Source organism: Acinetobacter sp. 16 (genome assembly GCF_033439925.1).
Classification (GTDB): Bacteria; Pseudomonadota; Gammaproteobacteria; order Pseudomonadales; family Moraxellaceae; genus Acinetobacter; species Acinetobacter junii.
Map to the genome: position 1 here is coordinate 2,056,972 of NZ_CP137746.1, position 21,357 is coordinate 2,078,328.

General features: G+C 37.7%; 23 protein-coding genes and 1 pseudogene. 10 read left to right on the forward strand and 14 right to left on the reverse strand.

What is annotated here, in order from left to right; translation table 11 throughout:
- Positions 1–32: 32 nt before the first annotated feature.
- The 7 genes from R2H34_RS10080 to R2H34_RS10110 form a co-directional block, all read right to left on the reverse strand.
- The gene (locus tag R2H34_RS10080; protein WP_042892707.1) at positions 33–497 is read right to left on the reverse strand and encodes a hypothetical protein; all 465 of its coding nucleotides are present in this window, start codon (positions 495–497) and stop codon (positions 33–35) included.
- Positions 498–637: 140 nt separating this feature from the next.
- Positions 638–1,189 (reverse strand): DUF2799 domain-containing protein, encoded by a 552-nt coding sequence (locus R2H34_RS10085; protein WP_042892711.1) that lies wholly within the window; start codon positions 1,187–1,189, stop codon positions 638–640.
- A gap of 33 nt (positions 1,190–1,222) precedes the next feature.
- Complete coding sequence (locus R2H34_RS10090) at positions 1,223–1,657, reverse strand: 2-amino-4-hydroxy-6-hydroxymethyldihydropteridine diphosphokinase (RefSeq protein WP_004911752.1); 435 nt, start codon at positions 1,655–1,657, stop codon at positions 1,223–1,225.
- Positions 1,614–1,994, reverse strand: coding sequence for a dihydroneopterin aldolase (gene folB, locus R2H34_RS10095; protein WP_004911755.1), 381 nt, complete (start codon positions 1,992–1,994; stop codon positions 1,614–1,616). Before folB ends, R2H34_RS10090 begins: the two co-directional genes overlap by 44 nt.
- 26 nt (positions 1,995–2,020) lie before the next feature.
- Positions 2,021–3,319: an ABC1 kinase family protein gene (locus tag R2H34_RS10100; RefSeq protein ID WP_042892714.1), complete on the reverse strand. Its 1,299-nt coding sequence runs from the start codon at positions 3,317–3,319 to the stop codon at positions 2,021–2,023.
- Positions 3,320–3,376: 57 nt separating this feature from the next.
- On the reverse strand, positions 3,377–4,105 hold the full coding sequence (locus R2H34_RS10105) for a HesA/MoeB/ThiF family protein (protein ID WP_153569912.1): 729 nt from the start codon (positions 4,103–4,105) through the stop codon (positions 3,377–3,379).
- Between the two features lie 312 nt (positions 4,106–4,417).
- A protein-coding gene (locus R2H34_RS10110) for an IS3 family transposase (protein WP_100223103.1) occupies positions 4,418–5,556 on the reverse strand; the annotation gives its coding sequence in 2 pieces (ribosomal slippage) (positions 4,418–5,298 and positions 5,298–5,556; 1,140 coding nt in all).
- A 99-nt stretch (positions 5,557–5,655) separates the two neighbouring features.
- Between R2H34_RS10110 and R2H34_RS10115 the strand changes: the two are divergent.
- Both R2H34_RS10115 and R2H34_RS10120 read left to right on the forward strand, forming a co-directional pair.
- Positions 5,656–6,024: pseudogene (locus R2H34_RS10115) on the forward strand (helix-turn-helix transcriptional regulator); the annotation flags it as partial.
- 58 nt (positions 6,025–6,082) lie between these two features.
- Positions 6,083–6,655, forward strand: a complete 573-nt coding sequence (locus R2H34_RS10120; protein ID WP_042893821.1) for a flavin reductase family protein — start codon at positions 6,083–6,085, stop codon at positions 6,653–6,655.
- A gap of 74 nt (positions 6,656–6,729) precedes the next feature.
- Here R2H34_RS10120 and R2H34_RS10125 read toward each other — a convergent pair whose 3' ends face one another.
- From R2H34_RS10125 to R2H34_RS10135, 3 genes are all read right to left on the reverse strand, one after another.
- The gene (locus R2H34_RS10125) at positions 6,730–7,758 is read right to left on the reverse strand and encodes a transposase (protein ID WP_080632252.1); all 1,029 of its coding nucleotides are present in this window, start codon (positions 7,756–7,758) and stop codon (positions 6,730–6,732) included.
- A 58-nt stretch (positions 7,759–7,816) separates the two neighbouring features.
- On the reverse strand, positions 7,817–8,500 hold the full coding sequence (locus R2H34_RS10130) for a superoxide dismutase (RefSeq protein WP_042893666.1): 684 nt from the start codon (positions 8,498–8,500) through the stop codon (positions 7,817–7,819).
- A gap of 156 nt (positions 8,501–8,656) precedes the next feature.
- On the reverse strand, positions 8,657–9,427 hold the full coding sequence (locus tag R2H34_RS10135; protein ID WP_004953914.1) for a 3-hydroxyacyl-CoA dehydrogenase: 771 nt from the start codon (positions 9,425–9,427) through the stop codon (positions 8,657–8,659).
- 142 nt (positions 9,428–9,569) lie between these two features.
- Between R2H34_RS10135 and R2H34_RS10140 the strand changes: the two genes are divergently transcribed.
- Positions 9,570–10,631: an AraC family transcriptional regulator gene (locus tag R2H34_RS10140; protein ID WP_042893664.1), complete on the forward strand. Its 1,062-nt coding sequence runs from the start codon at positions 9,570–9,572 to the stop codon at positions 10,629–10,631.
- A 12-nt stretch (positions 10,632–10,643) separates the two neighbouring features.
- Positions 10,644–11,276, forward strand: coding sequence for an FMN-binding negative transcriptional regulator (locus tag R2H34_RS10145; RefSeq protein ID WP_042893662.1), 633 nt, complete (start codon positions 10,644–10,646; stop codon positions 11,274–11,276).
- Here R2H34_RS10145 and prmC read toward each other — a convergent pair.
- Together prmC and prfA are read right to left on the reverse strand one after the other, a co-directional pair.
- Positions 11,273–12,091 (reverse strand): peptide chain release factor N(5)-glutamine methyltransferase, encoded by an 819-nt coding sequence (gene prmC / locus R2H34_RS10150; protein ID WP_042893660.1) that lies wholly within the window; start codon positions 12,089–12,091, stop codon positions 11,273–11,275. The genes R2H34_RS10145 and prmC overlap by 4 nt on opposite strands.
- Positions 12,091–13,179, reverse strand: coding sequence for a peptide chain release factor 1 (prfA, locus tag R2H34_RS10155; protein ID WP_004953903.1), 1,089 nt, complete (start codon positions 13,177–13,179; stop codon positions 12,091–12,093). The genes prmC and prfA overlap by 1 nt, the downstream gene beginning before the upstream one ends.
- Before the next feature lie 247 nt (positions 13,180–13,426).
- On the opposite strand from prfA, the gene yiaA reads away from it, so the two are divergent.
- From yiaA to R2H34_RS10180, 5 genes are all read left to right on the forward strand, one after another.
- Entirely contained in the window at positions 13,427–13,885 is a 459-nt protein-coding gene (gene yiaA / locus R2H34_RS10160) for an inner membrane protein YiaA (RefSeq protein WP_004915237.1), read from the forward strand.
- A 212-nt stretch (positions 13,886–14,097) separates the two neighbouring features.
- Positions 14,098–14,526 carry a hypothetical protein gene (locus R2H34_RS10165; protein ID WP_004953900.1) on the forward strand — a complete coding sequence of 143 codons (429 nt, stop codon included), beginning with the start codon at positions 14,098–14,100 and terminating at the stop codon, positions 14,524–14,526.
- 115 nt (positions 14,527–14,641) lie between these two features.
- Positions 14,642–15,796 carry an IS4 family transposase gene (locus R2H34_RS10170; RefSeq protein ID WP_318342258.1) on the forward strand — a complete coding sequence of 385 codons (1,155 nt, stop codon included), beginning with the start codon at positions 14,642–14,644 and terminating at the stop codon, positions 15,794–15,796.
- Between the two features lie 152 nt (positions 15,797–15,948).
- The gene (yegQ, locus tag R2H34_RS10175) at positions 15,949–17,316 is read left to right on the forward strand and encodes a tRNA 5-hydroxyuridine modification protein YegQ (protein WP_042892633.1); all 1,368 of its coding nucleotides are present in this window, start codon (positions 15,949–15,951) and stop codon (positions 17,314–17,316) included.
- 3 nt (positions 17,317–17,319) lie between these two features.
- Positions 17,320–17,568 carry a YfhL family 4Fe-4S dicluster ferredoxin gene (locus R2H34_RS10180; RefSeq protein WP_004915219.1) on the forward strand — a complete coding sequence of 83 codons (249 nt, stop codon included), beginning with the start codon at positions 17,320–17,322 and terminating at the stop codon, positions 17,566–17,568.
- Positions 17,569–17,616: 48 nt separating this feature from the next.
- On the opposite strand, the gene glyA is transcribed toward R2H34_RS10180, so the two are convergent.
- Positions 17,617–18,870: a serine hydroxymethyltransferase gene (gene glyA / locus R2H34_RS10185; RefSeq protein ID WP_318342259.1), complete on the reverse strand. Its 1,254-nt coding sequence runs from the start codon at positions 18,868–18,870 to the stop codon at positions 17,617–17,619.
- Between the two features lie 194 nt (positions 18,871–19,064).
- Between glyA and R2H34_RS10190 the strand changes: the two genes are divergently transcribed.
- Complete coding sequence (locus R2H34_RS10190; RefSeq protein ID WP_087540995.1) at positions 19,065–19,853, forward strand: DUF695 domain-containing protein; 789 nt, start codon at positions 19,065–19,067, stop codon at positions 19,851–19,853.
- Positions 19,854–19,911: 58 nt separating this feature from the next.
- Here R2H34_RS10190 and R2H34_RS10195 read toward each other — a convergent pair whose 3' ends face one another.
- A complete protein-coding gene (locus tag R2H34_RS10195; RefSeq protein ID WP_004962461.1) occupies positions 19,912–21,144 on the reverse strand; it encodes an alpha/beta hydrolase in 1,233 nt (410 codons plus the stop codon).
- Positions 21,145–21,357 lie beyond the last annotated feature (213 nt).

The window sequence follows — 21,357 nt, forward strand, 5'->3', positions numbered from 1 at the left end:
TAACTCCCTACACTTCATTAAAATAGTACTAATTATTGCAAAACAATTTTTCCTTTATCTTTTGAGTAACGGTCATACCAGAAACTTTCAGATCCTTTTTCCAGATCCGTGAAAATCGTGTAATTAATTTTTCCCTGCCTAAAAGTTAATTGACCTTTTTTCTTAATTGCAATGACTCGATAATCATTCACCCATACTCGCTCTTTATCATCAATTTTGATACGAGCAAGTATCTTCCCATCCGTTCTTTCAGCGATCCAGTGTGGTTCAATACTTCTTTTACCTTCCAGTGCATCCTGTGTATTATTTTCTACAAATCCTGCTTTTATATTCTCTTGTTTAGATTTAGATTTTCTTATATCACAACCTTGCAATTCACTCAGCTGAGTACAACCTGATTGTTCTAATTGGTGTCTATATTTTTCATCAATTGCAAAAGCTTGATTGGTGATCAAGATACTCGGAAGAATTGACAAAACAAGAAGTATATTTCTCATATTATTACCGTTTAAAAGCTTATAAGAGTTATTCAAACACTGATAAACTCAACATGTATGTATCACAATTGTTGAATCAAAAAATAAAACCCATTTATTCAATGGGTTCTATTTATATATACCAAGTTTTCTTGAATGAATTACTGTAATCCGCGCTCTGCTTTGAATCGCTCGAGATTTCTTACAGCATCTTGATAACGATACTGGACTCTACTGCTATTTAAACGCAAATCATATAAACGCTTTTTGTAATCATCCCGATCTTTTACGGATAAATCTTTACGCTCTAATTCTTTTAAATAATAACTAATATCTGTCTGTGAACGTTCAAACTCAGAATTAGCTTGGTAGTATTCATGCGCGACTTGATAATATGTACGTAATGAATCACGTTTTTCAATCGGACAAACACGATAATCACCACGTCCTTCCAAAGCTTCATCAAAGATTGTCTCTGGACGGCAATAAAAATTCAATCCTTTCTGATAACCCTTTTCATATAAGTTCTGATTAGGAGTAATGTTTGCTTTTTGGCACGAAGAATAATATTGATCAAGTCTAGATTCACGACCTGCCGAACCGTCTTTCTCACCAACATTAAACCAATTTGCAGTTTTACATTGCTCAACACTCATTGCTGCGCAGCCAGAAAGCAAAAATGACAATGTTGTAAGCAGGAAAATGACTTTCATAAATGAGTCCTTTTATTATCGTAATCTTTAAAATTATATTTTGATGACTGGATATTGTAGCTTGTCATCATAATTTAATGCTTCATGCTGCCACAATTCAAGCAATGGAATTTTAACATCATTTGCTAATGGTAATTTTTTAGGATTGAATTGCATATGCTCTAAATCTTTCCCCCAAGCAATAACGTCTATGTCCAAGCTAATATAATGAGATGGACGAACACGACCTGATTGAGTTTCAAGATTCTTTAGAATATCCAAGACTTCATCCACGGTCAGCTCACTTTTTAATAAGCATGCTGAATTCCAATAGTCTGCACCTACGGCATCTCTACAAGGAATTTGATAAATCGCTGAAAATTCCACTTTTCCTAATTGCGCAAGCTGAGCATATGCAAAAGTGAAATTCTGCTGCTGTTGAACATTACTCGCCAGTGCGAGCGCAAAAATCGTTTCTGTTGCGTTCAAGGCGAATTCCTACTGCATTTGCTTGTGCAATAATTGCGGGTTTACGAATTGTTATAATAATTGACTCAATCGAGGGAAATACTAAAAATAATTTTTCAAGAACTAACTGTGCTGCATGCTCTATTAACTTAGGTTTTGCTTGTTGAATCACTTGAGCAGCTAGTTCACATATTTGTGCATAGTTTAATGTATCGTCTAGCTCATCAGATTGTGCAGCCTGATTAAGATCATTATGAATGGTTAGATCTAACATTAAAGGTTGAATGATTTGGCGCTCCCAATTGAAACACCCTATCACCGTATCAACTTTTAATCCTTCTATAATAATGGCATCCATAATGACCCAATAAACTGATAATTTAATTAATGCTTTAGAAATGAAGCAGGTTCAATATTGTGAACCATTTTCAAACGTTGGTCAGCATAAATATCAGTATAAGGCGCTAAAACTCGCATGAAACGATCAAAATATAGCATTTGTTTGAATAACAAAGCGAAGTCACGCGGGAATTTGATGCCATGACGCTCACCAACCCCAATCATGTCCATCATGATGTCATTCAAATCAGCAGGGTTGGAACTTAAAATTTCTTGAGGGTCTGCTAGTAGCACACCACTAAATAACCGTTCTAAATCATCTGCTAAGACTTGAGTATCGATCTTATGATGCGTCATCCCCATCTTAAGCATATTTTCTGCCATCGCAGCGTAATTGGTATGCTGTAAAGCATCCATAAATGCCATGCAAGCCGTCCATACTTCAGGCTTTAGTTGACCTACAATCCCAAAATCGATGAAACCAACACGACCATCTTCAAGGAGCATTAAATTTCCAGCATGTAAATCAGCATGGAAACTCTTACATAGCATTAGACTACCAAACCACGTATTCATCGCTGTAATTAATACTTGAGTTGGATCTTTAGCGTATTTTTTTACCACATCAAAATCAGTCAAAGATACGCCATATAAACGTTGCATCGTTAAAACACGGCGCGTTGAAAACTGATGATAAACTTTTGGCGCTGTTGCAGCTTGATTGCCCGAAACATTGAGATACTGTACAAAGTCATCCAAGTTTTGTGCTTCTTCAATAAAATCCACTTCACGCACCATGCGTGTTTTGATTTCATCTACTATTTCAGATAATGACGCAAATTTAATTTTTGGAACTGCACGCTCTAATAGCTTAGTCGCCCAATGTACGACGTTTAAGTCAGTATAAAGAATGGTTTCAACACCTGGTTTTTGTACTTTTAGTACAACATCTTCACCTGTCACAAGTTTTGCAGCATGCACCTGAGCAATAGAAGCTGAAGCTAATGGTTTTTCATCAATGAAACTAAAAATTTCATTCAAGTTTTTACCTTCAAACTCTTGTGCAAGTACTTCTTGGATATAGCTAAACGGTAAAGTTGGTGTTTGGTCTAAGCACCCTTGGAATTCCTCGACATATTCACGAGGAAATAGTGATGGTGTACTTGCAATAAACTGACCCAATTTAATATATGTAGAACCTAGCGACTCAAATGTCTCACGCATTAGTTTTGCATTGCTTGGCTTCTCAGTTGCATATTTCACACCTGCCTGGGCAGCAACAATCACTGTTTCACCTATCCGTGCAACAGAACGCAATCCATCAAATAAGATATTTCTTTTCATAATCTTTCATTGCCTCATAGATGGCATTAGTTTAGCAAATTTCAGAAACTTTACTGTTTAAGTTGCCCGACAAACTGGACAATTTGCATCTTTTTCAAATTTAAGAATACGTTGCGATAAATTTAAACCATTCCAGAGTAATAGCTTTTGCTTCAGTGGTGTTAATCCCAAGCCTAGAAATAGCAATGTGTGATGTGCTTGTAATGACGCTATCATTACAGGAGTTGTTGCTAACACGCCTGACTCTGCACAACGCATACCCTCATTTGCGTGATCTTCTTTAGGAAATAGACATTCATAACAAGCAGAATCTGACTCCACCATGAACATTTGTCCTTCAAATCCGATTGCAGAAGCGCTAATTAGAGGGACTTGATATTTCTTACAGATCGCATTGGCTAAATAACGTGTCGTAAAGTTATCACACCCATCCAACACTACATCTTGATGCTGTATTAAATCATCAGCATTCGTTTCATCAAATCGTATGTTTTTATAGCTAACATGTATGTGCGGATTAATCACTTGTAAGTGTTTTGCAAGTATTTCGGCTTTGTAGCGACCGATATCATTTGGAGTGAATGCAATTTGACGTTGTAAATTACTCATTTCAATTGTATCAGCATCTACAATCGTAATTTTTCCAACGCCTGCTCGTGCGAGTAGCTCCGCACTAGTACACCCTATTCCACCAGCTCCAATAATCAGTACATTTGCTAATTTTAATTTTTCTTGAGCTTCAATATCCCAACCATCAAGTAAGATTTGACGACTATAAAGATGCATTTCATCATTAGTTAATTCAAATTCGTTTTCTGGATGAATTGACACACTGATTCTCTTGCTAGCACTAAAGACTTTAGATTTTAAGTATATGAATGTGCTAATGGAAGATAATTTTTTCCATACATACATTTTAACTTTGACTATATCTAGGTTTTAACCCAATATTGTAGGCACTCTTTAACAGCATAATAAAATCAATTACTTATGAATTAAGATTAAAACTTTGGTTATTTTATTTTTTTAGAAATAACTCTATGTTTTATTTTGAAATTTTAACTGGACTGCTCCCAGTATCCTAGACATGAGACCGCCTCATTTTGAAGCTGTCTCAAATGCTTCTGGGCTCATCCCATCGAGATGCGAATGACGCCTGATTCGATTGTAAAACATCTCGATATAATCAAACACATCCGCACGGGCCATTTCTCGTGTTTTATAGATCCTCTTTTTAATTCTTTCCTTCTTTAAACTACTAAAAAAGGATTCAGCAACAGCATTGTCCCAACAGTTTCCACGACGACTCATACTCGGAACTAAATTATGCTTTTGACAGAATTTCTGCCAGTCTCCGCTACTGTATTGTGAGCCTTGGTCTGAGTGTATGATCACAGGTTCATTGGGTCTGCGTCGCCATACCGCCATTAAAAGTGCATCCAAAACGATATCCTTGGCAAGCGTAGGTTTCATTGACCAACCGATGACTTTCCTTGAATATAAATCGAGAACCACAGCCAGATATAACCAGCCTTGCCAAGTACGGATGTAGGTAATATCAGTCACCCAGGAAGTATCAGGGGTGCTCACAGCGAACTCTCGATTTAAGTGATTTGGTGGCACAATCGGAGGACGGCCACAACCATAACTTTTATGCTTTTTATATCCTCGAACAGCGGCAATGCCATTGTTCTTCATGATCTTCAGCACACGATTGGGGCCACAGCTTTCACCTAGCTCTTTAAGATCCAGCGTGATGCGACGATAACCATAGATGCCATAACTGGCATCATAAGAAGAGCGGATCAGTTGTAATAACCGTTTGTCTTCAATTGTTCTGCCTGATTCGGGTTCATGTAGCCAGGCGTAATAGCCAGCACGAGCAATCTTAAGAACCCGACACATCGTTTTAATCTTAAATTGATGGCTGTACTCAAGGATAAACTGATACTTTACTCGGGCAGGCTTGCAAAGTACCTTGCGGCCTTTTTTAAGATATCTCGCTCTTCTTCAGTTTGCTTAAGCTGACTTTTAAGACGAAGGATCTCTTTCTTTGCTTCGAGTAGTTCATGTTCATCAGGGTTGTTGCGTAAAGGCTGTACGGCCTTTAGCCATTTATAAATGCTGTGCTGTGATACACCTAAACGTTCAGCCACATCAGTGACAGAATATCCACGTTCGGTAATCAATTTAACAGCTTCATCTTTAAATTCTGGGGTGTATCGTTGTCCACTCATAATGTTCTCTCCTATGCAAAAAGAATAGACGAAATTTGTCTAGGAGAGTGGTGGCAGTCCAAAAGATGGTTATGTGTGTCTAGAATTTTGGTGGCTATTCAGCCATTGAGTCTTTCAGACCCTTTAACTTCAGAAAAGTTTAAACAACTTTGTCAAAAAGAACTCGATGAATTAGTTGCCACACAGGATATTTTATATAGGGTTAAACAGCTAATCGATGATCCAATCGAGGGCTTACTTGGAATTGATCAAGTTGCTCAAAAATTAAACCTTACCAAAAGAACTTTACAACGAATGCTTCAAGAAAAATCTGTAAGTTTTCAGAGCTTATACGATGATGTACGCAAAACAAAGGCACAAAAATTGATGTTAAGTCCCTTCGCCTCAAAAGATCAAATCGCAAAACAGTTAGGTTATGCTTCAACTTCAAGTTTTAATCGCGCAGTTAAACGCTGGGCGCTTGAATAAGCCTTCGCTTAAAATCAAATATAGATACATTTGAATTGCTGTTTTAGGACATGAAGTAATGAATCAACACATCGCCCCCGTCGAGTTATCTAAATCTTATCGCTTACTTAATCATGGTCCAACTGTACTTGTTTCTGCTCAGCATAATGATGAAGTCAATGTTATGGCGGCAGCATGGGCATGTGCTTTAGAATTTTCACCAGCAAAAGTTACTGTGGTTTTAGACAAAACCACGAAGACGAGAGAACTCGTGGAGAAAAGTGGCTATTTTGCATTACAGGTTCCGTGTTATGAACAACTCAACATGGTTCATCAGCTTGGAAACATCAGTCAATTTGATGATCCTGAGAAATTACAAACCTGTAAAACTGAAGTCTTTTATCAAGAAAACTATTCTGTACCATTAGTCAGTGGAAGTATTGGTTGGTTAATATGCAAGCTGATACCAGAAGCACACAATCAGCAAACCCATGATTTATTTATCGGCTCTGTTATCGCTGCTTGGGCTGATACGCGTGTTTTCCGCGATGGTCACTGGCATTTTTCGGAAGAGCATAAAAACCTGAAAAGCCTACACTATATTGCTGGTGGTACGTTTTATTTAATTGGCGAAGAAGTGAAAGCAGAGTAAATCAAACACAGAAGCGATGCACTCAGCATCGCTTCTCACATGAATAATATAAAGACTATAGGACTTACGCACTATTATTTATAGATTCTCTGTGGTAGCAGATGATTTTTATCGAGAATAAAGTCATCAATGAAGTTTTTGATCATTGGTCTAAATAATTTCTTCTGCCAACGATATATATTTTCAAAGATCCGCTCAAACTGGTTCTTTTGTATCTCAACGTAGGCCATCAAGGCTGAAAAAATATGATTCAAAATCAGTTTAGATCGTCTTACTTGAAACTTTTCAATATGACAAACCTGTTTAATCACCCGGTGATATTGCTCTATTTTCCAATGACTTGAATGTAATTCATGAAAACCCTCAAAGGACAATAAATCATCTTCATCTTGATGCACAATATAAAACCTCTGCTGTTCTTTTAACTGAGTCTTAAATAATTGTACAAAGCCAAAATCTTTGAGCCAGACTACTTGACCCTGATGGAAATCTGGCAATAAACGCAGTTGAAACCATTGTCCTTTTTCTGGGGAAACCTTACGGTTACAGTCGATACCAAACATAAATCGAATACCATATTTTCTTATGGTTTTTAAATTTCCAGTCGATGAATACCAACTATCACCTGTAATAAATTGAATCTTTGCACCCCAACTGAGTACTTCACTTAACATATCCATAAAGTAATCATTCTTGGTTTTACTTTCAGATTTGTCATAAATTCGGAAATTAATTGGAATATTTTGACCATTTTGATCTGTCGCATACAAGGTAATGAGATTAATACCCTTGACGGATCGGTGGTGTTTGCCTGACCAAAAATAACTAACTAAGTCCATATGTTGACTATATGGTTTATCTAAAACAGTATCATCAATACTGACTATAAGTTTGTTATTATCAATATGTTGAATTGATTCTTGATATAGGTCGTGAGGTGTGTAATCTTCACGCTCTAGAAAGCGATTTACACTATCATGCGAGATATTATAAGTCTCGGCAAGTTGTGTGCAGCTAATAGAGTTCGGTTCTGTCATGAGAAAGCCCATATAAATGGGTAGAGTACAAGTTGCTGTAGAAGCATGTTTAATTCGTCTGATCACAGATACTTTATAAAGTATTTTAGTACTTTTTTGAATCCGTCAATGCGTAAGTCCTAGACTATTTAATTGCAGCATCATAACGCTGGTTTACAGTATTCCAGTTTACAACAGACCAAAAAGCTTTGGTGTAGTCTGCTCTGCGATTTTGATATTTAAGATAATAAGCATGTTCCCAAACATCCAAACCTAAAAGTGGCTGTCCTTTCTTCTCCACAATATCCATCAAAGGATTATCTTGATTTGGCGTTGAAACAATCTCCAATTGACCTGCATCATTCAAGATTAACCATGCCCAACCCGAGCCAAAACGACCTGTTGCAGCCTGATTGAATTTATCTTGGAAGGCTTCAAATGAGCCGAAATCTTGATTGATTTGTTTTAGTAGCTTTGCACTAACCTTACCAGTTTTATTAGTCGGTGCTAAACTTTCCCAAAAGAAAGCATGGTTAAAATGCCCACCACCATTGTTTCGTACTGCTGAATTATATTTAGAAATTTGTGCTTGGACTTGTTCAATACTTAATTTATCTAGCTCTGGATAGGATTTAATCTGAGCATTTAAATTATCAACATAGGCTTTGTGATGCTTTGCGTAATGTATTTCCATCGTTTTTTGATCAATCGCAGGTTCTAGTGCATCACTTTTGTAAGGCAATGGTGCTTGCTTAAATTCCGCATAGGCAGGCAAACTTAATCCTGCACATAACATCAATGAAAATAGGCTTTTATTTAACATACGCATCATTAGATCCCATAAATTGATAATCATTTTCATTATCAAAAATATAAGCAAATCCAAAGCAGGTCAAATAACTATATACCAAAGATACATTTTACTACTTATTAAAAACATAAAAGCGATGAACCAATCATCGCTTTTATTTATATAAAGATATTTTTATTTTGCAGCCATACGAATCGAGCCGTCTAAGCGAATTACTTCACCATTTAAATATGAGTTTTCAGCAATATGTGCAACCAAGCGCGCAAATTCTTCAGGACGACCTAAACGCGATGGATACGGAACCATTTGACCTAATGCATCTTGTACATTTTGTGGTAGACCTTTAAGCATCGGTGTTTCCATGATACCTGGTGCAATCACCATAATACGAATTGCATGACGTGCTAACTCTCTTGCAATCGGCAAAGTCATGGCAACTACTGCCCCTTTTGAAGCAGAATATGCAGCTTGACCAATTTGACCATCAAACGCAGCAACCGAAGCTGTATTGACGATTACTCCACGATCTTCATCACCTTCTGCAACTTCATTTTTACTCATGGCTTCCGCTGCTAAACGCAGCATATTAAATGTACCAGTGACATTAATCTGAAGCGTTTTAGAGAACATACCTAAATCGTGTACACCATCTTTACCAACAACTTTCGCTGATGGTCCGATCCCAGCACAGTTAACTAAACCATGCACTGCACCATGCTTGACTAATACATCTTTAAAAAATTGCTCAGCAGCTTGCTCATCCGTAACATCGAGTTGGACAAATTCAGCTTTTTCACCCAATGCTTGTGCCTGCTGAGTTCCAACTTCAGCATTCATATCAACTAAAGTGACGGATGCACCTTTCTGAACCAAATATTCAGCTGTCGCTGCGCCTAAACCAGAACCACCGCCAGTAATAACAAAGTGTTTTCCCTGAATTTTCATTTACGTTTCCTATCAAATTAAAGTGATAAATTTTTATAACAAAGAGTAAAGGCAACTTTTTTCCGATACAATTTCAAAAAGTAGCAAATTTAATGCGATTTTTGAGCATTTATTTCATTCACTCTCCTGTATTTCATCTTTTATGAGCAAACTTCCAAATCAAGATATCAATTCTGCAAAGGATACGATTTCAAATGCACTTATTCGTGAAGCATTGAGTGTTGCAGCTAGCCGCGGCTTAAATATCGTCAATATCGCTAACAAAGCGGGTATTTCAGCTGAATTATTAACTTCAACCAAAGCACGAGTCCCTGTTAACCAATCTGCACAGCTTTGGGTTGAACTGGCAAAAAGTATGAATGATGAATTTCTCGGCATGGATACTCATCCAATGCGCCGAGGAAGTTATAAAGTATTGGCGAAACTTGCTTTTGGTGCGAATACATTAGAACAGGCTATACAAGATATCTTAAAATTTTTAGCTTTGATTTTAGATGACATTCATGGGGAATTAGTTCAGGAAGGTTCGAAAGCATTTCTTATCCTGCATGACCGTGATCAACCCAAACGAATGTTTACCTATTCGACTTTTTTAATGCTCGTACATAGTTTGATGTGTTGGTTGAGCGATCAGCGTATCAGTTTTCACCGAATGTCATTTAGATGCCACCAACCTGTTGAGATACAAGATTATCGAGTACGCTTTTGTGAAAATATAGAATTTAATGCTGAACAGAATAAAATTGAATTCGATGCTCACTATCTCAAGCATAAGATCAAGAAAGACAAACAGGCATTAAATGAGTTTCTAAAACATGCCCCATATAATTTAATTGTGCGCTTTAAAAATGAAAACTCATTAAGCCTACAAATCCGCAGACAATTGATTCTCCAACCACCTTCTGAATGGGCTGAGTTAAAAGATATTGCACAACAAATGAATATGTCCACAGCAACTATTCAACGTCGACTAAAACAAGAAGGTGTCAGCTATCAACAGCTTAAAAATAATATTCGATGTGATATTGCAATTGAACGTCTGAGCAAAACGAATGATTCAATTCAAAGTATTAGTGATGATCTTAATTTTCACGATCCAAGTGCTTTCCATCGTGCTTTTAAAAAATGGAGTGGTGTAAGCCCTGGTAGCTATCGAAAAACATCCCCAAGCAAAAAACTACTTGTTAACCAATTTGAAGACTGAATGGTTTGAAAAATGTATTTACCTGAAATTTTTGAAGAAAAAAATACTGAGAAACTATTTCAACTTATTGAAAAATATCCATTAGGTACATTAGTCACTCACAGCACGAATGGTATAGAAGCAAATCACTTACCCTTTAAACTTTTACACGAGCCTAAATCTAATCACGCCATTCTTATCGCTCATATTGCACGAAATAATGAATTGCATACTTTGATTGAGAGTGGTACTGATGTTTTAGTTATTTTCCAAGGTGAACAAGGCTATATTTCCCCCAACTGGTATCCAAGCAAACAATTGCATCACCGTCATGTACCAACATGGAATTATCAAGTCGTACACGTAAAAGGGAAAATTAAATTTTTAGAAGATGAAAAATCCTTACGGGGCATACTCGCCAAACTTACTCGGACACATGAAGCCAAGCAAGAAAAACCATGGAAAATGTCTGATGCACCTAGCGATTACATCGCAGCAGAACTCAAAGAAATAATTGGTATAGAGATTGAAATCCAGCACATGATTGGAAAATTCAAACTTAGCCAAAATAGAGACCAAGCTGATGCTGTAAACGTGGTAAATAATTTAGAAAAACAGGGTCAGATTCAATTAGCTGAAGCAGTCAAACAATATATTGAAGATTAATTCAACTTCTGTCCAAGGCTAACACGATCATTACCACCATAATCTTTGATGGTTTGAATTTGGCTAAAACCTTCTTTCTCAAAAATGGTACGGACTGCTTCACCTTGATCATAACCATGTTCAAGCACAATCCATCCATTTGGATTTAACCAATTTTTACCTTGTACAATAATAGTTTCTATATCCGCCAATCCTTGCTTATCAGCAATAAGTGCTCGTTCAGGTTCTGATTTAAGCATTTGCATATGCACATCTTCTGGATCGATATACGGCGGATTTGAAACAATTAGATCAAAAAATTGTTTTTCTAACGCATCAAACCAAGCACCACAAGCAAACTTAACATGCGTTAAACCATGACGAATGGCATTTTCCTGTGCGACTTCGAGCGTAGGTTGATAAATATCTGTTGCCGTAACTTTCCACTGAGGACGCTCACTTGCTAGAGCTAATGCAATAGCACCCGTTCCAGTACCTAAATCAACGACATTAGATGTTGAATCAAGTTCAAGCTTTAACACAGTTTCAATCAATATTTCTGTATCTGGACGTGGGACCAATGTGTCATGTGTGACTTTTAAGTCCAGAGTCCAAAACGGTTGTGAACCTGTTACGTAAGCTAGTGGTTCACCATGATCAATACGAGCAAGCCCATTCAAATAAGCTTGCTCTTGAATTTCAGTTAACTCTTGCTCAAGTCTTAGTTTTAACTCTAATGAATTGATACCCAGTATATGTTCAAGCAGCCACGCAGCTTCTTGACGTTCATAGCTATCAATTTCACCCTTAATTTCTAATGCCTGAGCAATATTCATTAGCCGCCATTTTCCTGAGCAAGCATCGCTAATTGATCCGCTTGATATTCACGATGCAAACTATCCAGCAATTCGGTTAAATCACCCTCCATGATCGCGTCTAATTTATATAACGTTAAATTGATACGATGATCCGTCATACGACCTTGAGGATAGTTATACGTACGAATACGCTCAGAACGGTCACCAGAACCAACTAAGTCACGGCGCATTTCAGAAGTAGCTGCATCCGCTGCTGCACGTTTTGCATTTTCTAAACGAGATACAAGTAATGCCATCGCTTTGGCTTTGTTTTTGTGCTGAGAACGTTCTTCCTGACATTCCACAACCACACCCGATGGAATATGAGTAATACGAACAGCAGAATCGGTTTTGTTAATGTGCTGACCACCTGCACCTGATGCTCGGTAAGTGTCAATTCGGAGATCAGCTGGATTGATTTCGACTGTTGTATCTACATCTACTTCAGGCAAAATAGCGACTGTACATGCAGATGTATGAACACGACCTTGTGATTCAGTGGCAGGTACGCGCTGTACGCGGTGCGCACCACTTTCAAACTTTAAGCGACCATATACACCTTCGCCATCAACACGACAGATTACTTCTTTGTAACCACCGTGTTCACCTTCATTTTCAGACAGGACTTCAATTCGCCAACCCTGAGTTTCAGCATATTTACTATACATACGGAATAAATCGCCAGAGAAAATAGCAGCTTCATCACCACCCGTCCCTGCACGAATTTCTAAATAAGCAGCATTCGCATCATTAGGATCTTTAGGGATCATTAACACATTGAGTTGTTCTTCAAGCTCAACTAAAAGTGCCTTGTTTTCTTTAATCTCTTCTTCTGCCATATCTTTGAAATCTGGATCAGATTTCATCATTTCAGCTGTTTCAATATCCTCTTCAGCTTGACGATATTTACCCCAAACTTCTGTAATTTCAGTTAAATCATTATGTTCTCGTGACAATTTACGAAAACGTTTGTTGTCAGAAATAACTTCTACATCAGCAAGTAATGCCGTCAGCTCTTCATGACGATCACAGAGTTGATCTAGTCTTAAGCGGAGTGATGCTTTCATGGGCGGAATATCTCGAAATCCAAAGACTCAATGCCATTACAAAGTTGAAGCATGAGTAAAATCAAAAAATTGCGCATAGTTTACAGATTCTACCGCTTAAATGACATAGTGAAACTTCACTACTGCGTGATCAAGTTTCGTTTCATCATAAATTGTTCATTTTTAGTTGTAGGCTCTTGTTCTCTTTTTTGCCGTTCTATATAAATATGAGAGACAAATAAAATGATAAAACAACAGGATAATCAATATGAGTAATTTAATTAACCGCCCAACATTGGCATTTATTGGGGCAAGTTGGCTTGCAGTCGTGATCGGTGCTGTTGGTTTTATGATTGGCTTATGGAATGCTTCAATGCCTTTACATGAAAAAGGTTTTTATCTCGTTATTTTACTTTACGGTCTTTTCTCTGCTGTATCCCTACAAAAAACATTGCGTGATAAGTTAGAAGATATACCTGTGACTGCAATCTACGTTGCACTTTGTTGGACCTCAGTCGGTATTTGTATTGGGTTACTATTATTTAGTTTATCGAATGCGACACTTAGCCTGAGCGAAAAAGGTTATTACATTATGTCCTTTTTATTGAGCTTATTTGGTGTTACGGCTACCCAGAAAAATATTCGTGATCTCGAACATTTACGTTTACAGAAGCGAGAGTCTACAAATCAATTAAAACTTGAAGATTCTTCTCATCAAGATTCATAAATGACATCAGCACTATAATTTCATATTGGCTTAATCATTAATGAAAATTGAATTTATTTGATTAATCTTAATACTGATTTAAACAAAACCATACAATCAACTTACCAAATCACAATAATAACAGGATGCATCTCCACAATTTCACTCCACAAGCTTTGTTACATTTGCTTCCATTACAAAAGATGCCTGAACAGCGGGCACATGGAGTCAAAATGAAAGCGCATTTTATGTTACTGAGTGCAATCCTTGCAGGTTCTACTATTGCAAGCACTGCATATGCAGATAATGCAACACGTGTTGCAGCCACTTCAGCTTTAGGTAGTGTTGTTGGTACAGCAATAGGTAAAGAGATTGGTGGTCATAGTGGTGCCATGATTGGTTCAGCTGTTGGTGGTGCTGGTGGTGCAGCTGCTGCTAGCAGTAAACGTACGCGTACCGAAGCTGCAATTGGTGGTGGTTTAGGTGGTGTAGGTGGTTATACTGTTGGTCGCAATATTGCTGGTACAACTGGTGGTTATATTGGCGCAGCTGCGGGTGCAGCAGGTGGTGCCGCTTTGGGTCGTAAAGTAGGTCAAGACCGAGACTACGACAACTATCAGTCAAAAAAATATAAGAAAAAACGCAAACATCGTCATCATTGATAAAAAGCACCTTCGGGCACTACTGTCCCATAGTTTGCTTTAAATAAAAAAACCTGAGTCTAAATAGTTAAAATATGAGTGCAAACAAACACTTTAACTATAAAGGACTCAGGTTTTGTCACATCAGAATACCGTATTTCATCAATTACTCAAACCCATTCTAAGACAAGATTTTGAACGTCTGGCTAAACTGCATCACTCTGGGCAAAAATTAAGATCAGCCACCCGCTGGGATCAGTTTGTTGCCATATTGATGTCCCAACTTTCTTGTCGGCAAAGCTTAAGAAACATTCAATCCAATCTCGAATCCCAGCAGGAAAAGCTCTATCATCTTGGCGCGAAGAGAATTGCGCGAAGCACCTTAGCAAGACTCAACGAAGAACAGCCCGCCAGCCTGTATCAGCAATTGTTCACACAGCTGCTTCAGCGCTGTGAAAACTCTAAAACTGCACATAAATTTAGATTCAAAAATCCGCTGTATTCACTAGATGCCAGTCATATTGATCTTTCACTGTCATTGTGCGCATGGGCAAAAGTACATGAATCCAAAGCCAGTATTAAACTCAGTGTTGGCTTAAATCACAGCAATACCATTCCTGAATTTGTAGCGCTTGGGGATGGTATTGAAAATGATATGGTGCAAGGCAGAGCATTTAAATTTCCTGCTGGCAGCATTATCGTCTTTGATAAAGGATATGTTGATTATCAATGGTTTGCTCAGTTGACACTCCAGAACGTCAGCTTTGTAACCCGGCTACGCCCAAAGACAGTTTATCAAGTTAAATCAAGCCGCAGCGTATTAGAGACTAAAGGGATTATTGCGGATGAATGTATTGAATTGAGCAGTGCGCATGCCAAGAAAAGAGGCGCACCTGAATTATTAAGACGTATAGAGTTTTATGATACAGATAAGAAAAGAACATTCGAATTTCTGAGCAACAACTTTCATCTGGCAGCATCCACCATTGCTGCAATTTATAAAGACCGCTGGAAGATTGAGTTATTCTTTAAAGCCATCAAGCAGAATTTAAAACTGAAGTCATTTCTAGGTCGAAGCCGCAATGCGATACAAACGCAAATATGGATTGCATTAATTGCCTATTTGCTGGTGAACTTCGCTAAACACATGGCACAAGAAGGATGGAGTGTTCAGCGTTTACTGAGAATTATTCAGGTCAATTTATTTGAAAGGAAACTTTTAAGGTCACTCTTTGTGCCTGATAAAAAATGGCGAAAACAAGAAGAACCTCAATTGAGGTTCTTCTTGTGATATTTGTGGGACAGCAGTGACCTTCGGGTGCTTTTTTATTGACACTTAAATTGGGTCTAACACATTAAAAATCCTGAGTAAATTACTTGGTTGAATCTATAGTTTGAACTTCTTAAAATAATCCCTTATTTTAAATATGCCTTTATTGCATCATGAATACTGAATTACTCTCTCCTGCTGGTTCACTAAAAAATATGCGTTATGCTTTTGCTTACGGAGCAGATGCTGTCTATGCAGGGCAACCACGTTATAGTTTACGTGTCAGAAATAATGAGTTTGATCATGACAATCTTAAAATTGGCATAGAAGAAGCTCACTCTCTTGGTAAAAAATTTTATGTCGTCGTCAATATCCAGCCACATAATAGTAAATTAAAAAATTTCATACGTGATCTATCCCCAATTATTGAAATGAAACCAGATGCATTAATCATGTCCGACCCAGGGTTAATCATGATGGTTCGTGAGCATTTTCCTGATATGCCAATTCACCTATCAGTACAAGCAAATGCCATCAATTGGGCTACAGTTAAGTTTTGGAAAGACTATGGCTTAAGCCGTGTAATTCTTTCACGTGAGTTATCTTTAGACGAAATTGAAGAAATTAAAAATAACGTGCCAGATATTGAGTTAGAAGTATTTGTACATGGCGCCTTATGTATGGCCTATTCTGGTCGATGTCTACTATCGGGTTACATGAATAAACGTGATGCCAATCAAGGAGCATGTACCAATGCTTGTCGTTGGGAATATAAAATCCATGACGCACAAGAAGATTCAAATGGAGATGTTATCCCTGTTCAACATTTCGAAAATTCAAAATCATGTTGTTCTAAATCATCACATGAGCGTAATACTATCAATCCAGTATTAGTACAACGCAACGATGAGGATATGTTTGCTGCCGAAGAAGATGAGCATGGTACTTATTTCATGAATTCTAAAGATCTTCGCGCGGTGCAACATGTCGAGAGACTGAGTCAAATGGGCGTCGCTTCACTAAAAATTGAAGGTCGAACCAAATCTTACTTTTATTGTGCCCGCACCGCACAAATTTATCGAAAAGCAATTGATGATGCATTATCGGGTAAATCTTTTGATCAAAGTCTAATGACACAACTTGAAGGTTTAGCTAACCGTGGCTACACAGAAGGTTTTTTACGTCGCCATACTCACAGTGAATATCAAAATTATGAAGATGGATCATCACATTTTGACTTTCAACAATTCTGCGGAGAAGTATTAGAAAGGAATGGTGACTTCATCCGAGTTGAAGTCAAAAATAAATTTATTGTCGGGGACTCACTTGAATTAATGACACCGAAAGGCAATGTCCACTTTGTGCTCGAACAAATGCGTGATCTCAAAGGTAATCTTATCGATAATGCCAAAGGTTCAGGTCATACGGTTGAAATACAATTTCCACAAGAAATTGATATTCGTTACGCATTGCTGATTCGGAACTTACCTCAAGCAAAACAGCAATTATCATCAGCCTCTTTAGCATACTCAGCACATTAATTCATGGCTCTTATGATTACTACCGCATGTATCAACTGTGATATGTGCTTACCAGAATGTCCAAACGAAGCAATATATGAAGGTGCTAAAATTTATGAAATCGATACCGAACGTTGCACAGAATGTGTCGGTTTTTATGATGCACCGACTTGTATTGCAGTTTGCCCGATAGATTGCGTTAAACCTGATCCACAACATAATGAATCACATTCAGAACTTTTAGAAAAGTTTCGAAGATTAAAATCACAGTAAGTTACAAATAAAAAAAGCGCCTTACGGCGCTTTTTTTAGATATACAAATTAGTTTACATATACTGGGAATTTTGCACAAACAGCTTCTACTTTAGCTTTCACTTCAGCGATAACTTTTTCATCACCTTTACTGTCGATGATGTCAGCAATCCAACCTGCAAGTTCACGAACTTCAGATTCACCAAAACCACGAGTTGTAACAGCTGGAGTACCGATACGGATACCAGAAGTAACGAATGGCGAACGTGGATCATTTGGAACTGCATTTTTGTTTACAGTAATGTGTGCTGCACCTAACCATGCATCAGCATCTTTACCCGTTACGTCTTGTTTGATTAAAGACAATAAGAATAAATGATTTTCTGTACCACCTGAAACAACATCATAACCACGTGAAATTAATACTTCAGCCATAGCTTGAGCATTTTTCACGACTTGTTGTTGGTAAGTTTTAAACTCATCAGACATCGCTTCTTTGAAACAAATTGCTTTAGCAGCAATTGCGTGCATCAAAGGACCACCTTGGTTACCAGGGAATACTGCAGATTGAAGTTTCTTCTCGATTTCTTCATTTGCTTTTGCAAGGATTAAGCCAGAACGTGGACCGCGAAGCGTTTTATGAGTAGTAGTCGTTGTTACATCAGCAATTTGAACTGGGTTCGGGTAAACACCAGCAGCAACTAAACCTGCAACGTGAGCCATATCAACAAAAAGATAAGCACCAACTTTATCAGCGATTTCACGGAAACGCTGCCAATCAACAACTTGGCTATACGCAGAGAAACCAGCAACGATCATACGCGGCTTGTGTTCCAAAGCTAAACGTTCAACTTCTTCATAATCGATCTCACCCGTTTCAGGGTTTAAACCGTATTGAACAGCGTTGTATGTTTTACCAGAAAAACTTACTTTAGCACCGTGAGTCAAGTGACCACCGTGAGCTAAGCTCATACCAAGTACTGTATCACCTGGGTTGAGAAGCGCTAAATACACAGCCGAGTTTGCTTGTGAACCTGCATGTGGTTGAACGTTTGCATAATCAGCACCGAACAATGCTTTCGCACGGTCGATTGCAAGTTGTTCAATTACGTCAACATATTCACAACCGCCATAATAGCGTTTGCCAGGATAACCTTCTGCATATTTGTTCGTAAGTTTTGATCCTTGAGCTTCCATAACTGCTGGAGAGCAATAGTTTTCTGATGCAATTAACTCAATGTGAGCTTCTTGGCGTTCGCCTTCAGAAGCAATCGCTTGAGCTAATTCTGGATCAAATTGAGCAATAGAAATATTGGCAAACATTAGCGGGGGTCCTATAAATTAGGGCTTTTAAGCCGTGCTAAAGATTGGTGCGTATTGTAGCATGAAGTTTGCCTTTTCACAGATTGATATTTATTTAATTATTCGTGAATTTTATTCATTCTGAATGTTCCGATATCAATGAAAATGATGAAGAATCTAACAAGCTTTTAAATAATTAAAATTTGGTATAAAAAATGGACTTCGAAAATACTCTGAACAATCATGAATTCCAACTTCCAGAAAACTGGAATTACTACATGTGTCAAATTGATGAGATGCCTGCAAGCTATTTTGTTAATTTAGCCTTAGCTGAAATCGCACCTATATCACAAAGATTACAATTAATTTGGCTAGAAATTAAAATGAATCAACCTCGAGAAGATGGCTTATCTTTAAGTGAAGAATTTGACCATTTAATGGTTTTTGAGGATGAAATCATACCTAGCCTAATTAATGGAAGTCAGAGCATATATGTAGGGAGATTGACACATAATAAAATCAGAGAATTCTATTTTTATTGTGAGGATGCGACTGTCTTAAAACATAAAATTCAACTTATCATGCAAAAATTCTCTCAATATTCCTATCAAACTGGTCACCGCGATGAACCAGATTGGTCTTCATATTTTAAATGCATGTACCCTACTCCAGAAATATTACAGACTATATCTAATCGAGCTGTTGTTGAGAATCTTCTTCATCATGGTGATCGTCTACAGATAGCACGACCTGTATGTCATTGGCTTTTCTTCCAAAATGAAACAGACTTAGCTGAATGTGTACTCAAGACTCAAGCTTTAGGTTTTGAAGTTGTACAAATCGATCAGCTTGATGATGAACATATGAAGTTTTCTCTACAAATTTCTCGTATAGATCACGTTGATCAATATTCAATAGATCGTTGTACTTTAGAATTATTCGAGTTATGCAAGCTTTACAATGCTGAATATGATGGTTGGGAAACGGAAGTAGTTATTAATTAACAGCAAGCCCAGTATTTCTTTTAGCTGAAATACTGGGCGAATAAACGCGATTTTTAAATTAATTGCTCGCAGGCATCAATGTTTTCACATCGTTAACAATATTTGAGATATTTAGCACATAAGCAGTGCCATGATCCCATTCCGCATCAGTAAAATATTGAATTTTCGATCCTTTACTTCGTGCTAACAAGACAAGACCGTCCGTTGCTTCACGAGGAACCGTTGTATCTTTACCGCCCTGATAAATTAGCGCAGGTTGGCTCAGTTTAACTTGTGCAGGCTGTGAATCATTCTCCAAGAAAGTCTTAACCAATGGAATTGCCATAAAATTAATTTGAGTTCTTGGATAGTTAGCTAGGCTACCATTTGTGAATGCATACGTTTGCATTGCCGCACCGAACTTCTGACCAACCTGATCGTAACAATCTAATTCTGCTCGACTTGCAATCTCATCCGTTGGTGATTTAAAGACATTAATATAATTAAAAGTAGGTTGCAGATTTCTTATCCCTGCTGTGATTAATGCAGTAAAAGTATCAAGTTGAGCATACATTTGAATTTGCTGAGCGATAGGTGCATTTTCAACAGATTGCTCACCTTTAACTAGAATTGCTCCTAAGTTCGATGCTGGAGCTACTGCGACCGTGCCTCTATAATCCAATTTAGCGCGACTCGCATATTGCGCTGCACCCAGTGCTGCCTGCCCACCTTGAGAATGCCCTACAGTCACCCATTGACGTGAAAGCACTTTCCCCTGACTCGCCAAATAAGATCTTGCTGCAACAACAGCATCCGTAATTGAGTATGCTTCACTCTTAACATTTAAAAATGGATGTAATTCTCTCCCACTTGGTTCACCTAAACCTTCGTAATCTGGAGCTACAACAACATAGCCAGCTGCAAGAAATTTATTAATCATGTCTTGTATATAGATATTCGTTGCATTTCGACTAGGCGCACATTGATCAGCAACTCCCGTTGTTCCATGTGCCCAAACGACAACTTTCCAACCACCTGATGGCATCGTTCCCTTTGGAACGAATATCAAACTAGTCGCTAATGTTTCTTTGCCATTTTGTCCCAACATTTTATATGTCATGACAGAGCTTTCAGAAGCAAATGCCGAGAAATCAGTTTTTGTGTAAGCAACGGGCATTCCAACTACTGGATTTTTAAAGTTGTTTTCAGGAATGCTTGGTTTCGATGTATAGCTTGAATCGTCACTTCCACCACAAGCCGTTAGAACAAGGCTTGAACTCAGCATAACAACCGTTAATAATTTCATTTTCATATATAGTTTTTCCTTAACTATTTTATTTTTGATGCATCTTTAGATCTTTTCTAAAGCATTTCACTGTCAACAATTACGCTTATTCGAAATGCGTTTCAAGTCTTTTCATCAGCAAAATAAGATTTATTTTTAATCAAAAAATCGAATTACCAGAGGAATATAGCGATTGCGAATCGAACACATCTTGGTTGAGGCATAATTTCGAGTAAGATA